Raw genomic sequence first — 13,480 nt, forward strand, 5'->3', positions numbered from 1 at the left:
GATCCTTAACTGCGGGCTATTGACCTCATCCGGGATGTCTCCCTATAATGCGGCAGTCACATCTTAAGGAGGATCTCTAGTGGGTAAATATGCCGTTCTTATCTGCGCCCTCTATTATATAGCGGCCTTGCTCCTTTCATCATGTTTCTTTCGGATTTTATCTAAAGGTATGAAGAACTATTGCCTAGCCAATGCGTCCTATCACTGCCTTTATATCGGATATAAGCAAAGCCTCGGGCAAGGCAAAGGCGCTGCTAAAAGCGATATCCAGAGCCGAAGGGGTCACGGCACGTATCGAGATCGCGCTTTACCCAAATGACGGGGGAACCTTTGAAGAGTTGTACGATAACGCCGATGTCGCCATGTACAGGGCAAAGGCTAGAGGTGGGAACTGTTATGAGTTTCATCGCGGAGCAGAAAATTGGTCAGGCTCACATTAGACGCCGGCGCTCCTCTCTCTTTCTATCCAGCCCAGATACCCCTTCGCCGACTGGCCGATGAAGAATTCTTCTCTTTTTCCGGCCATCTCAGGCATTTTTTCTAGTTTTGCCAACATTGGGTCTTGCGCTTTCAGGGCGCTGACCGCCGCTTCCGGAGATGCTTTCTCGGGAAGCGAGGATAGTATCTCAAGCCATAGCGCCATCTGATTTCTCGCCGCCTCGAAGACCGCGCGCGCATCCTTCAGGTATCCGGAGTGAGGGAAGCAGACGAGGTCGATATCTTGCAGGGATAGCAGTTTATTCAGCGAAGCCATGGCGGTGTCGTAAAAGAATTTATGCGGCGTCGCCGGGCGCATAAAGCAGCCGCCGTCATCAAGGCGGAACCAGCAGCCCGCGGCCTCCCCCGCGAAGAGTATCCTGAAGCCGTCAAGCTCGTAGATGTATGAGCTGTGGTGCGGCGCGTGTCCCGGCGTATCGATCACGGAAAGGCCGGCGATGCCGCCTTCGATGAGGTTTTCCGCCGGAAGCGGCAGAGGCGTCCCGTATACGTCGCAGAGGCTGCCAAGGCTCGTCCGGCTGCCAGCTATCAGCTTTGATGGGTCCACAAGGTGCTGACGCCCCTTTTCGGGAGCCAGCACCTTCGTCTCGGGGTGGCAGGCGATAAATTGTCCCGCGCCGCCGGAATGGTCCAAATGTATGTGGGTATATATCAGGAAGTCGATCTTATTTTTCCCATGCGCCTCAAGCTGCCGCAGAAGCTCGGGAACGGCGGAGGCAGGTCCCGTCTCCACAAGGATCGTCTGCCCCCGAACGGCGTCATCGATGAGCCAGCCGTCGAGGAAGGATTCAAAACCTCCGCGCGGTATCGGCAGGTTTATTCTGTAAAAGTTTGGAAATATTTCATTCATCGCCATTTGCGCACACTCCCTTTATTCACCTTCGCCGATGGCCTCCAGCACCTCGTCTATGAGGCTCTGGAAGGCCGGCGAGCTCCTCGGCCGCGGGTACGGCAGGCCGACTGCAAGCTCGCGCTCCACGCCGCCTTCCCTAAGGACGATGACCCGCGTCCCCAGCCGCAGCGCTTCGCCGACGTCATGCGTCACCATTATAAAACTCTTTTTTTCTTCAAGGTAGAGGCGTATCAGTTCGCGCTGCATCAGGCGGCGGGTGAAATAATCCAGCGCCCCCAGCGGCTCGTCGAGCAGTATCAGCGGCGGGTTTTTGATAAGCGCGCGTCCAAGCGCGACACGCTGGGCCATGCCGCCGGACAGCTGGGTTGGGAGCGCGCCCTCGTAACCCTTCAATCCCACCGTCTCGATCATGCGAAGCGCCGCGCGCCGCAGTTCCTCCCCGCGTTCGCGCGGCGGACAGGCAAAGATTATATTGTCAAGCGCCGACAGCCACGGCATGAGCCGCGCCTCCTGAAAGACCATCCCCGCCGGCAGCGGGTTCTCCTCCGAGCATTCTCTGCCGCGAAAGCGCACGACGCCGGCAGTGGGCTGCTCAAGAGAGGCCAGTATGCGCAGCAGGGTGGTCTTGCCCGAACCGCTCCTGCCGACGACGGTGACGAATTCGTTCTCCCCTATCTCCAGGGAGACGCCGCGCAGAGCCTCTATCCGCCGCCCCTCTATGTCGTAGCTTTTTAAGACGCTGTCGACCGTAAGGAAGGACATCATCCCGCACCCTTCAGCGCCCTTGAGAGAAGCACGAAGCCCCAGTCCAGCGCCGCGCCGAGCGCGCCGATCACAAAGATCCCCATCAGCACGACATCGGAGCGCGAGAGCTGTTCGGCGTCAAGTATCATATAGCCGAGCCCGGAAGAGGCGGCTACGAGCTCCGCCGCCACAAGCGAGCGCCAACTGTAGCCCAGTCCGAGCTGCAGCCCCGTGAGGATCGACGGCAGGGCCGCCGGCAGTATCACATGGCGGTAGCGCTCCCAACGGTTGTAGCCGAAGACCCGCGCGACCTCGACGAGCTTCGCGTCGCAGCCCCTGATACCTTGCAGCGCGTTGAGAAAGACGGGAAAGAAGGTGGCGAGGATGATGAGGATTATCTTGGGGCTCTCCCCGATGCCGAACCAGAGGATGAGCATCGGGATCACCGCCATCGGCGGAATATGGCGCAGAAATTCCAGCGTGGGGTCCAGCTGCGCGAGCAGCGGCGGGAAAGAGCTGCATAAGAGCGCGAGCAAAAGTGCAAGAAGGGCGGAGAGGCCGAAACCCACGGCGATGCGGCTGAGGCTGGCCCATGTATTTTCCTGTAGGGTCCCGTCTGCAAGCGACGAGACGAAAGCGCGCCACACCGCTCCGGGCGACGGCAGCAGAAAGGTATTCCACCAGCCCGCCGCGGCCCCGTACCACCAGAAGAAAAGGACGAAGAGGGGGAGCAAAGCTCCGCTTTTCAATATTTTTATCGCAAAGTCTCTCATCTCATATATAAAATCCCATCGACAAATTTCAGCTAGTATTGTACCTCCAAAAGCGCGAAAGACACTATAATATTACCGGGTGAAAAATATTATATGATAAGGAAGTGCATAGATTGAGCAAGGTGACATGGAAAGCGGGGACAATGCTCTATCCACTGCCGCCGGTGATGGTCTCCTGCGGCACGATGGAAAAATCGAATATCATTACGGTGGCCTGGACCGGAACAGTGAATTCCGAGCCGCCGATGACCTACGTCTCCGTGCGCCCGGAACGCTATTCCTACGGCCTGATAAAGGAGACGGGAGAGTTCGTCATCAACCTCACCACCGACCGGCTGGTATGGAACGCCGATTTCTGCGGCGTGAAATCCGGACGCGACGTCGATAAATTCGCTCTGCCCGGCCTTACGGCGATCGCGGCGAGCGAGGTGAGCGCCCCGATGATAGAGGAGAGCCCCGTCAATATCGAATGCCGAGTCGAAAGAAGCATGTTGTTGGGGAGCCACGAAATGTTCCTCGCGAAGATAATCGCCGTCAACGTCAGCGAAAAGCTGCTCGACGCAAAGGGCGTGCTGCACCTCGAAAAAGCGGGGCTGGCGGCGACGGCGCACGGCAAATACTTCACGCTCGGCCGCCAGGTGGGAAGCTTCGGATATTCGGTAAAAAAGAGATAAAGGAGAACCTGCAATGCTTAGATGCGAAATATGCCAGAAACCATTAAAGGAATGCTGCGACCTCTTCCACGAGGCTGAGGACGAGAACGGAAACAGCGTCGTGATCTGCTACGAATGCGCCGAAGAGCATAAGATCCCCTTCGAGGACGACAACAGTTAGTTAAACGGGATTTACGTCAATACGGGAAAGATACGCGAGATGGCGTCCGGCTGCTCGACCGGACGCCATCTCGCTTTCAATAGGGGGAGTTATCTATGTTTGCCGGAAAATCACTGATCGATCAAAATCATAGGAGATCTTTTACCTGGGCTGACAGCGCGGTCCAGCGCATTACGCTTCCCCTAAACGCTGAAAAGCAGCTCTCCGTAGGTCGGATAGGGCCAGTATTTTTCTCCGACGAAACGCTCTATCTCATCGGCCGCCGAACGCAGCTCGCCCATCACGGGCAGGACCTTGTCGCGATAGTAGAAGGCGGACTCCAGTTCGCTTCCGCACTTTTCCGCTCCGGCAAGTATCTCCTCAAGTTTGTTGATATTCACATAAAGCGAATCGGTGAGCGTGCGCAGATACTTAAGCATGTTGATCTCCATCGCGCAGTCCAGCTCCGGGCAGGCACTCTTGACCGCGACCGCCGTCTCGCTGAGGCGCTTGAGGTAGGTGTAGGCGGCGGGGATGATATCCTTCCTCACCATCTCGGCCATCGTCAGGGCTTCTATCCTCAGCACCTTGCAGTAGTTCTCAAGGTGCACCTCGCAGCGTGAACGCATCTCGACTTCGGTGAAGACCTTATGCTTCGAGAAGAGCGCTACGTTCTTTTCGTCAATATAGTGAGGCAGGGCGTCGGGCGTAGTCTTGTAATTTGAAAGCCCGCGGCGGGCCGCCTCTTCAAGCCAGGCATCCTCATATCCGTTGCCGTTGAAGATGATGCGCTTGTGTTCGGAAATCGTCTTGATGATGAGGCCGTTGAGCGCCTCTTTGAAATCCACCGCCCCCTCGAGGACGTCGGCAAACTGTTCAAGTTCGTCGGCGACTATCGTGTTAAGGGCGATGTTCGGCCCCGCGATCGACTGGCTCGAACCGACCATGCGGAATTCAAACTTGTTGCCTGTGAAGGCAAAGGGAGAGGTGCGGTTGCGGTCCGTAGTATCCTTGCGGAAGAGCGGCAGCATATCGACGCCGATCTCCATGTGGCTGGCCACCCTGTCCTTATATACCGTCCCCTTCTCGATGGACTCCAAAATATCCATCAGCTCTTCGCCGATGAACATCGAGATGACCGCCGGAGGCGCCTCGTTCGCGCCGAGCCTGTGGTCGTTGCCCGCCGTCGCGACGGTCGCGCGCAGCATATCCTGATATTCGTCCACGCCTTTGATAACGGCGCAGAGGAAGAGCAGGAACTGCGCGTTCTCCGAGGGGGTCTTGCCGGGATCGAGAAGATTGAGGCCGGTATCCGTCGAGAGCGACCAGTTGACATGCTTGCCGGAGCCGTTGACTTCGGCGAAGGGCTTCTCGTGAAGAAGGCAGACGAGGCCGTGGCGGTCCGCCACCTTCTTCATCAGCTCCATCGTCAGTTGGTTGTGATCGCAGCCGATGTTGGTATTTGTAAAGATCGGCGCCAGCTCATGCTGCGCGGGGGCGACCTCGTTGTGTTCCGTCTTCGCGAAGATGCCGAGCTTCCAGAGCTCTTCGTCAAGATCGGCCATAAACTCCGTCACACGCGGGCGGATCGCGCCGAAATAGTGGTCGTCGAGCTCCTGCCCCTTGGGCGGCTTCGCTCCAAAGAGCGTGCGTCCCGTGAAACGAAGGTCCTTGCGCTTCTTGTAAAGCTCCTTATCGACGAGAAAATACTCCTGCTCCGGTCCCACAGTGGTGGTGACGCGGGTCACGTCGTTATTGCCGAAGAGCCTCAGAATGCGCAGCGCCTGGACGTTCATGACATCCATCGAGCGCAGCAGCGGCGTCTTCTTGTCAAGCACCTCCCCGCCGTACGAGCAGAAGACCGTGGGGATGCAGAGGGTGTTTTCCTTTATAAAGGCGTACGATGTCGGGTCCCACGCAGTGTAGCCTCTCGCCTCAAAGGTGGCGCGCAGTCCTCCCGAGGGGAATGACGAGGCGTCCGGCTCGCCCTTTATAAGCTCCTTGCCGGAAAATTCCATTATCACACGTCCGTTGTCAAGCGGCGAAATGAAGCTGTCGTGCTTCTCCGCCGTGATCCCCGTCATCGGCTGGAACCAGTGTGTGAAATGCGTCGCGCCCTTCTCCACCGCCCAATCCTTCATCGCGTTGGCGACGACGTTCGCGATATCGCGCGCGACCGGCTTGCCCTCGCTGACAGACTTTTTAAGCGCTTTGAAGGTCTCCTTCGGCAGGCGCTGTTTCATCGTAAAATCATTAAAGACCATCGTACCAAATATCTCTTCTACCTTTATCATCACAACCACTCCTTTTCAAAAGGACTTTCTCCTTAACGCGGACATATTATCGCAGCTCGCAATAAATGTCAATATTTAAGCAGGATATTTTGGGATTTTTTATGCTTAATATGAAATACAATGTACAAAATATAGATTATCAATAAAATTAAACAATAAATATATAAACCTAAGCGGATTATATACCCCGGTAAAAAGAAAAATGATGCCCGCCGAAAAGGCGGGCAGTTTACTCCAGACCAAAATATTACAAAAATGGAGTTTTATAGGTTATTTAAAAGAGTTACCATCGATTATTTTATATGTATGCTCATTGTCATCTTTGTCTTTTTCAGTTTCTGTGCCAATGGAGACCGTACCTGTTGCAACGTTACTAAAAGATTTATTTTCATAATTGTAGGTCACTTTATAGGCCGTCACATTTGTTGTTTTTGTAGTTTTCGCAGTCCAATAAATTTCATATGTTTTTTTCTCTTTATTAACATAAATGCGCCATAAATATTGTGACATGTCTATTCCCAACACGGCAGACAAATCTTGTGTTATAGACTGTCCATAATTTACGCCTTCGGAGTTTAGCGCAAACTTAATTTTATCTTTATTCTTTTCGTTGATAAAGTACTCAGCAGTGGCATTAAGTACAAGCTTTTTTGAAAAATCAAATACACTGGCTTCGTTCAAGCCAATATCGTCATGTACCGAACAAGTCATTGTTATCCTGTCATCACTGACAGTAGCAGTATATCTGCCCTTAGCCGGGCATATTCCAGTCACAGTATTATTGTCTTCAACCTTTCCGCGGGTGTTGTCAAAGTTGTTCTTCAGTACATATTCCAACGCTGTCTTAATGTCGGCGGATGTGATAGCGCCATGCTCCGCCCTGTATATGTTCAGCGCGGAACGTATCGACCGCCGGTCGGCGACGCATCTCGTCTCCTCCGCCTTATCCGTCGCGCTGCCGCTGGAGATCATCATCAGACCGGCCAGTATTCCGATCACGATTATCACTATCAACATTTCCACAAGAGTGAAGGCTTTTCTCGCATCCTTGCGCATATTTATCACTCCCCTTTTACAAAAATCACGAACATTATAACCCCTATTCTATAGTGATTATAACACGCCGCGCCCTCATTTACCACACACAGCCCGACTTTTACATCACACCAGAGTCAAAACCATCCGAGCCGTTGCTACAACCGATATTTTTCTCTTATCTGAGCAAAAGGCTCTGTTATGCTATTTTATCCCCTTAAGAAATCTGTTAAAGACTTCCTGCTTTGGATAAGCATCGTAGAAATCAACGCAAAATGCCTTTTGTATCTTGGCATAATCAAGCGCAATCTCGTCTTCGCAGGAAAAAGCAAGTGTGTCGACCTGTTTACCATTGCGCCCTATACGCTTTTTAAACGCCATGCTGCCGCCTACATCCAGAAGATGCACAATGCCTCCGCGCAGGACCTGGCAATTCGCCGCTCCAAGTGCCGCCGCTATTCGTTCGGCGGAGATGGCGTCTTCCCCCATTTTTAGCTGCAGCAGCCTCACTATCAGCAGAGCTGTAAAACAGATAGTGAAATGAGCCAGGATATGCTTCTGCGTGCTTACAAAGACTGGCCTTGCTTCGAGACCTGACTTCATTACCCTAAAAGACTGCTCGATGCGCCAAAGACCGCCGTAGACCTCGCGTATCTTTGAGGCATCATATTCCATCTCGCTTGTGATGATGCAGAAATAACCGTCGAAACGGGAATCTGCCTCGGCCTTTTCTTCGTCCAGTTTGAGTCTCTTTCTGACGTTTTTTACTATATGCCCGTCGTGACCGTCGCGAATCTCTTCTTTTGTATATTCGAGGCATCCGTGCTGAATAGAATAAGCGTTATTTTTTGTTGCGTTCTCAGCACGCAGCAATTTTTCCACACGCTTGCGGCGAGCCATTTCTGCATCTGCCCGACTCCAGTAAATAAGAACCTTGCGGCATCTTTCAACTGAGTGTCCGTCGTTGTCCTTGCCTGTGTACTCCTCTGTAAAGAGTTTGTAACGGTAACTGCCGTCTGCATTCTGTATATATCCGCCGTCATCGAACATCGCTTCATGGTAGCGGCTGCCCTTCTTGCCGCGCAGCACCTGAGACACGACATAACCGTCGCCGTTATTGCAGATCATGTCGATATTCTTTGAAGTGTTCAATCCCTTATCTGCGACAACGACAAGCCTCTTCAGACCATAGTTCCCGCGCACCTCTGCCATCACAGGCTTAAGCGTCATACAGTCGCTCCTATTCCCCGGAAACAAAGACATACATGCAGGCAGACCCTTCTCATCAAGAAATAGCCCCATCTGGATTATAGGATCCACCCTATGTTCCTTAGAAACCCCGCGCCTGCGGTATCCTCCTTCATCGTCAGGGAAATCTATATCGAAAAAGAAATTGGTAACATCATAAAAGGCATAAGACATATCGCGCCCTATGCTGCGCTTCACCTCATTATTCAGCCAAAGTTGGAGATCCTGCGACATATCTCCGAACACGTCGAGAGCTCGGTATGCGTCCTGCAAAGAAAAATCGCATGACAGGCCGTAGAATTCCTCCTTCATCTGACAGCTTCCCCTTTTGGAATCAGGAGCCAAAATGCGAGTCAACACAAAAACTTAAATATCTCAGCCAAAGGAATATTGCCCTTATATCCAGAGTATGCAGCATACCGTTCAATAAAGCCGTCAATCTCAAGACTGTTATATAGTGCCTCGAGGAACCTGCAGCCATAATTCCTTACGCGGTTGGACAGTGAATACATCTTAAGCGTAGAAGGAACCTCAAGCCGTGTCACCGGCTCATTCTTGCAGTTTTCGTCATACTCGCGAACCATAGCCATAAAAGCCACAGGATCCTCCTGATCCTCCAAATAGCCAAAATTCTTTAGAGTACGCTGCTTTGGAGGACATCCTGGCCCAGGTCTGTAGCCCTCGACCACGCGAACCTGAGTTTTGACTGCGCCGCTCTTATATACTCTGCTGTCCTTGCGGATCATGACAAATCGCCTCTTCTCCAGAAAAAGAATGAAGAACAATACAAATATAGTATAGCACAACAATAGCATAACGTAAATAGAATAAAGAAAACCCGAAACAGAATTGTAATTTTCCGCTCCGGGACTGGGTTTATTGATGGGTCGATTTGTGGACTTCTAGATTTTCTGTAAAAGTCGGGTTATAACACGCCGCGCCCTCATTTACCACACACAGGCAAACGCGTCAACAGCAAAATAGGAAATGAATTGCGGTTTTGTGTTATGCTCTTCCGTCGCTCCGGCCTCCGAGCCGGAGTCAAGGGGCGTTGGTTTTGCTTTACAAGCAAACCTGAAGCCGTTGGATACCGGGTCAAGCCCGGCATGACAAGATAAATCACAGTTTATCTTTCTCCTCTCCCAAAGGAAATCAACAATAGCCGTTTTGCATAATAACAAAAAAATCGGCGCGAAGAAGTGCCGTAGGCTAAATAAGCCGGTCTCTGAGTACCGGAGCCGTATTCTCCATACGGCGAGGACACTCAGGGGCCGGCTTATGACGCATACGGTGCTTATTCGCGCCGATTTTTATAAACGCCGATTTACCTAGATCTTTCCTACAAGGTCCAGCCCCGGCTTCAGCGTATCCTTGCCGGGGGTCCACTTCGCGGGGCAGACTCTGTCGCCGTACTTGGCGACAAACTGCAGGGCCTGCACCTTCCGGAAGAGTTCGTCGGCGTTGCGCCCCACGTTGCCCGCGTTGACCTCATAGGCGCAGATCTCGCCCTCGGGGTTTACGATGAAGGTTCCGCGTTCGGCAAGGCCCTTATCTTCGATCATTACGTCAAAATCTCTCGCCAGCGCTCCCGTCGGGTCGGCAAGCATCGGGAATTTTATCGCCTTGATAGTCTCCGAAGCGTCCTGCCAGGCTTTGTGGACAAAGTGGGTGTCGCAGGAGACGGAGTAAACTTCGCAGCCGATCTCTTGAAGTTCGTCATATTTGTCGGCGAGGTCCTTAAGTTCCGTCGGGCAGACAAAGGTAAAATCCGCCGGGTAGAAGAAGAAAACGGACCATTTGCCGAGGATGTCGGCCTTCGATATGGTTTTAAACTCAAAATCATGGTAGGCGTTCACTGTAAAATCACTGACTTTTTTTCCGATAAGAGACATCTTCAGATCCTCCTGATTTTTAATTATGTTAGCTATAGCTAACTGGATTAAATTTATCACCATTGGATGGATTTGTCAATAACTTAAAATGATTATTTTTTATATTTTCAATTGCGCGGCAAACGTATATTCCCTGGACCGTTACAGGTGACGCCGAAGCAGGCACTGCCGCAGACGGGCCATATCTGTCGATGCGTTTGCCCCGCCGTCCTATATTTAGTGTTGTACTTTTGCTCCCGCTTGCGATAAACTGATAATCGTCTTGTTTTTCACATGTACGAACGCTGTATCGACCGGGAGGTGGCGGTGACGCGGAGCGCGGCGCACAACGATCAAGCACTGTCCGTTTCGTTTATATTGCTGCAGAGCGTCATCTATGGCTTCGGCAATCCGCTGACGAAGATCGCCTACGAAAGCATAACGCCGCTGTGGTGCCTTACGCTGCGTTTCTCGCTGGCTTTTGTACTTTTTGCCGTCCTCTTCGGTAAAAACGTCTGCCTGCGGCTGCGCGGCGTAATGGTCATGAGCTATCTTCCCGCCGGGGTCAGCGTCACGCTGGTTTTTATTCTCAATAATATCGCGCTCGGCATGACCAGCGCCACCAACGTAGGTTTCATCATGTCGCTGCCGGTGGTGATCGCGCCGATAATGGCCGTACCGATCTTAAAACGCCGCTATGACATCCGGCATCTGCCGGCGCAGTTGGGATCGCTCGCCGGCATATACCTGCTCTGCTGCGGCGGGAACGGATTTCAGCTCAACACCGGAGATCTGATCGCGCTGCTCTCCACGGTCTGTTGGGCCGCTTCATTGGCATACAGCGAACGCTCTCTCACAAATATCGACGCCGCCTCGATCACGCTGGTACAGATAACGATAACCGCATTGTTGAGCTTCGCGGGGGCCCTTTTATTTGAACGAAATACCTCCCTCGCCATCGTTCAGCCCGCGGCGTGGGCGGTCATTATATATCTGGCGGTCACTTGCAGTTGTCTCGGCTTTATGCTGCAAAACCTCGCGCTGCGCCGCCTATCCGCCGCCGCGGTCGCGCTGCTGCAGGCCACGCAGCCGATTATGACGACCGCCGCCTCGTGGCTGCTGCTCGGCGAAAGGCTCAATTTTTACGGAATGGCCGGCGCCGCCATGATAATTATCTGTATAGCAGCAGAGGCATTTACCGCCAATAAGGCGGCGAAGATACCGGACAGCGGGCCGTCAAAAATTTTCTGACGGCCCGCTGTCGTTATGTTCGGCGATCGCTTAAAACGCCTGTTTGTAGAGGGCGAGTATATCTTCCTTCGTCGCCTTGCGCGGGTTGCCCGGGGTGCAGACGTCGGCAAAGGCCGATTCCGTAAGCGCCTCGAGGTCGGCTTCCTTCACGTTAAGTTCTGATAGCTTCTGCGGGATTTTGACATCCAGCGCGAGCCGGCGGACGGCGTCGACGGCGGCCTTGCGATATTCGGCGGGGCTCATCTTTTCCGCGCCTTCAACACCGAATATTTTCGCGATCTCACGGTATTTCTCTCCGGTATAATCGGCGTTGTATTCCATGACGTAGGGCAGCAGCAGGGCGTTCGCCACTCCGTGAGGCATGTCGTAGAAAGCGCCGAGCGGGTGGGCCATGCCGTGTACGAGTCCGAGTCCGACATTGGAATAGGCCATGCCGGTCACGTACTGGCCGAGCGACATTTTTTCACGCGCCTGCGGGCAGCCGTCGTTGACGGCGGCGCGGAGGTTGTCGGCGATAAGCTGGATCGACTTGAGGCTGAACATGTCCGAAAGCTCCCAGGCGCCAGGGGTGACATATCCCTCTATCGCGTGTGTGAGGGCGTCCATGCCCGTCGCGGCGGCAAGGCCCTTCGGCATCGAGCTCATCATGTCGGAGTCAACGATCGCGATCTGCGGGATGTCGTGCGGGTCTACGCAGACGAATTTGCGCCGCTTCTCTTCGTCGGTGATGACGTAGTTGATAGTCGTCTCGGCGGCGGTGCCAGCCGTCGTCGGCACCGCGAATGTCGGCACCGCTGGATGTTTTGTCGGCGCTACGCCCTCGAGCGAGCGGACGTCGGCGTATTCGGGGTTGTTGATGATGATGCCGGCCCCCTTTGCGGTGTCCATCGAGGAGCCGCCGCCAATGGCGATCATGTAGTCAGCTCCGGCCGCTTTGAAGGCCGCAACGCAGTCCTGCACGTTCTTGATCGTCGGGTTCTGTTTGAGGCTGTCAAATACCTCATAGGCAAGTCCCGCCTCTTCGAGGACGTCAAACACTCTCTTCGCCACGCCGAATTTTATCAGGTCCTTGTCCGTCACGATGAGGGCCTTTTTAAATCCGCGGCGCGCGGCCTCTTCGGGGATGCTTTTGATCGCTCCGGCGCCGAAATACGCCGTTCCGTTCCATACCATGCGGTTTGCCATTTTACATCTCTCCTTTTTTAGTTTTTCATATCTCCGTATTTATTGAAAATTACCGCTCGCGGCCTTTCGGCCTCTTCTTCGCTCTCCCACGGAAGTTCGTCGCCGGGTTCTTTAAGGTAGAAGATATGCCGGTAGCCTCGGCAAATTCATCCTGGATACTTTGAAGGACCTCTATCCTGATGATATTCCTGATGTCTCTTATCCCATCCATTTGGCAGCCTCCCTTAGATGCTAATTCGGGACACCCGGCGCGGTCCCCTGCGCGGCCTCGTCTCAGACGGCCAGCGGGTACCTCATATTTTTTCTCTGTCAGTGATAACCGCATAACGGCTTACCTCGGAACCGGTGCCGCTTGTGGTGGGGATCACAACAAACACAGCCTTATTGTCAATGACGCCGCCGGAAATGTGAGAGATCGACTTCGCGGCGTCTATCGCAGACCCTCCGCCAAAGGCGACGATCGTGTCGGCGTCAAAGGCTGCCAGCCTTTTTATTCCTTCGGCGACAGTATCCACGTCCGGGTCAGGGCTGACGTCGGAAAATATCACATATTCCGCTCCTATTTTATCAAAAAAATCGCTTACATAGGATACTTTACCACTTTCGTGCATAAATTTATCCGTAACGATAAACGCCTTTTTGGTTCCGGAGAGCACCTCTTCCAAAGACGACGCCCCCATATACACCGTTGGTCCCAAACAAAATTTATGCATAACCATTCTCCTTGTACGATGAAAGTTTATAAACCGCAGCGATAATTACGGTTACTTTCACTATAGACAGATCGAAATAATTTTTCTGGTTATTGTCTGTCCAAATTATGGCAAAAAATTACAGTATTATTTTGTTTTGCGGTAAATATTGCGAAAGATGAGCCGTGGCCGGCATCGGTTGGCGAAGCGGTCAGCGAGGATG

The 13,480-nt window shown here is 53.1% G+C and carries 13 protein-coding genes and 1 pseudogene; 4 read left to right on the forward strand and 10 right to left on the reverse strand.

The window, feature by feature from the left end:
* Positions 1-191 precede the first annotated feature (191 nt).
* Positions 192-440 (forward strand): diguanylate cyclase domain-containing protein, encoded by a 249-nt coding sequence (locus tag CLOEV_RS17470; RefSeq protein WP_034443183.1) that lies wholly within the window; start codon positions 192-194, stop codon positions 438-440.
* Here CLOEV_RS17470 and CLOEV_RS08540 read toward each other — a convergent pair.
* From CLOEV_RS08540 to CLOEV_RS08550, 3 genes are read right to left on the reverse strand one after another with little or no spacing between them, the layout of a single operon-like run.
* Positions 437-1,354 (reverse strand): MBL fold metallo-hydrolase, encoded by a 918-nt coding sequence (locus tag CLOEV_RS08540; RefSeq protein ID WP_051484995.1) that lies wholly within the window; start codon positions 1,352-1,354, stop codon positions 437-439. The two genes, CLOEV_RS17470 and CLOEV_RS08540, sit on opposite strands and share 4 nt — an antisense overlap.
* A 15-nt stretch (positions 1,355-1,369) precedes the next feature.
* Positions 1,370-2,116, reverse strand: a complete 747-nt coding sequence (locus tag CLOEV_RS08545) for an ABC transporter ATP-binding protein (protein WP_084482267.1) — start codon at positions 2,114-2,116, stop codon at positions 1,370-1,372.
* A complete protein-coding gene (locus CLOEV_RS08550) occupies positions 2,113-2,868 on the reverse strand; it encodes an ABC transporter permease (RefSeq protein WP_008712004.1) in 756 nt (251 codons plus the stop codon). Before CLOEV_RS08550 ends, CLOEV_RS08545 begins: the two co-directional genes overlap by 4 nt.
* A gap of 122 nt (positions 2,869-2,990) precedes the next feature.
* Between CLOEV_RS08550 and CLOEV_RS08555 the strand changes: the two genes are divergently transcribed.
* The gene (locus tag CLOEV_RS08555; protein WP_232196914.1) at positions 2,991-3,542 is read left to right on the forward strand and encodes a flavin reductase family protein; all 552 of its coding nucleotides are present in this window, start codon (positions 2,991-2,993) and stop codon (positions 3,540-3,542) included.
* 13 nt (positions 3,543-3,555) lie between these two features.
* On the forward strand, positions 3,556-3,702 hold the full coding sequence (locus CLOEV_RS16820) for a hypothetical protein (RefSeq protein WP_008712008.1): 147 nt from the start codon (positions 3,556-3,558) through the stop codon (positions 3,700-3,702).
* Positions 3,703-3,884: 182 nt separating this feature from the next.
* On the opposite strand, the gene CLOEV_RS08560 is transcribed toward CLOEV_RS16820, so the two are convergent.
* The 4 genes and pseudogenes from CLOEV_RS08560 to ahpC all read right to left on the reverse strand — a co-directional run bounded on the left by CLOEV_RS08560 (position 3,885) and on the right by ahpC (position 10,150).
* Complete coding sequence (locus tag CLOEV_RS08560) at positions 3,885-5,975, reverse strand: glutamine synthetase III family protein (RefSeq protein WP_034443185.1); 2,091 nt, start codon at positions 5,973-5,975, stop codon at positions 3,885-3,887.
* Between the two features lie 270 nt (positions 5,976-6,245).
* Positions 6,246-7,031: a type II secretion system protein gene (locus tag CLOEV_RS16035; protein ID WP_051484996.1), complete on the reverse strand. Its 786-nt coding sequence runs from the start codon at positions 7,029-7,031 to the stop codon at positions 6,246-6,248.
* 183 nt (positions 7,032-7,214) lie between these two features.
* A pseudogene (locus CLOEV_RS08570) lies at positions 7,215-9,004 on the reverse strand (IS1634 family transposase).
* A 582-nt stretch (positions 9,005-9,586) separates the two neighbouring features.
* Positions 9,587-10,150, reverse strand: coding sequence for an alkyl hydroperoxide reductase subunit C (gene ahpC, locus CLOEV_RS08575; RefSeq protein WP_034443187.1), 564 nt, complete (start codon positions 10,148-10,150; stop codon positions 9,587-9,589).
* Between the two features lie 306 nt (positions 10,151-10,456).
* Between ahpC and CLOEV_RS08580 the strand changes: the two genes are divergently transcribed.
* Entirely contained in the window at positions 10,457-11,380 is a 924-nt protein-coding gene (locus CLOEV_RS08580) for a DMT family transporter (RefSeq protein ID WP_218915516.1), read from the forward strand.
* 30 nt (positions 11,381-11,410) lie between these two features.
* Here the strand turns inward: CLOEV_RS08580 and fucO are convergent, their stop codons facing one another.
* From fucO to CLOEV_RS08590, 3 genes are all read right to left on the reverse strand, one after another.
* Complete coding sequence (gene fucO / locus CLOEV_RS08585) at positions 11,411-12,565, reverse strand: lactaldehyde reductase (RefSeq protein WP_008712018.1); 1,155 nt, start codon at positions 12,563-12,565, stop codon at positions 11,411-11,413.
* A gap of 49 nt (positions 12,566-12,614) precedes the next feature.
* On the reverse strand, positions 12,615-12,776 hold the full coding sequence (locus tag CLOEV_RS16825; RefSeq protein ID WP_156938389.1) for a hypothetical protein: 162 nt from the start codon (positions 12,774-12,776) through the stop codon (positions 12,615-12,617).
* Between the two features lie 82 nt (positions 12,777-12,858).
* Positions 12,859-13,278 carry an iron-containing alcohol dehydrogenase gene (locus tag CLOEV_RS08590; protein ID WP_034445636.1) on the reverse strand — a complete coding sequence of 140 codons (420 nt, stop codon included), beginning with the start codon at positions 13,276-13,278 and terminating at the stop codon, positions 12,859-12,861.
* Positions 13,279-13,480 lie beyond the last annotated feature (202 nt).

This window comes from Cloacibacillus evryensis DSM 19522, assembly GCF_000585335.1.
Classification (GTDB): Bacteria; Synergistota; Synergistia; order Synergistales; family Synergistaceae; genus Cloacibacillus; species Cloacibacillus evryensis.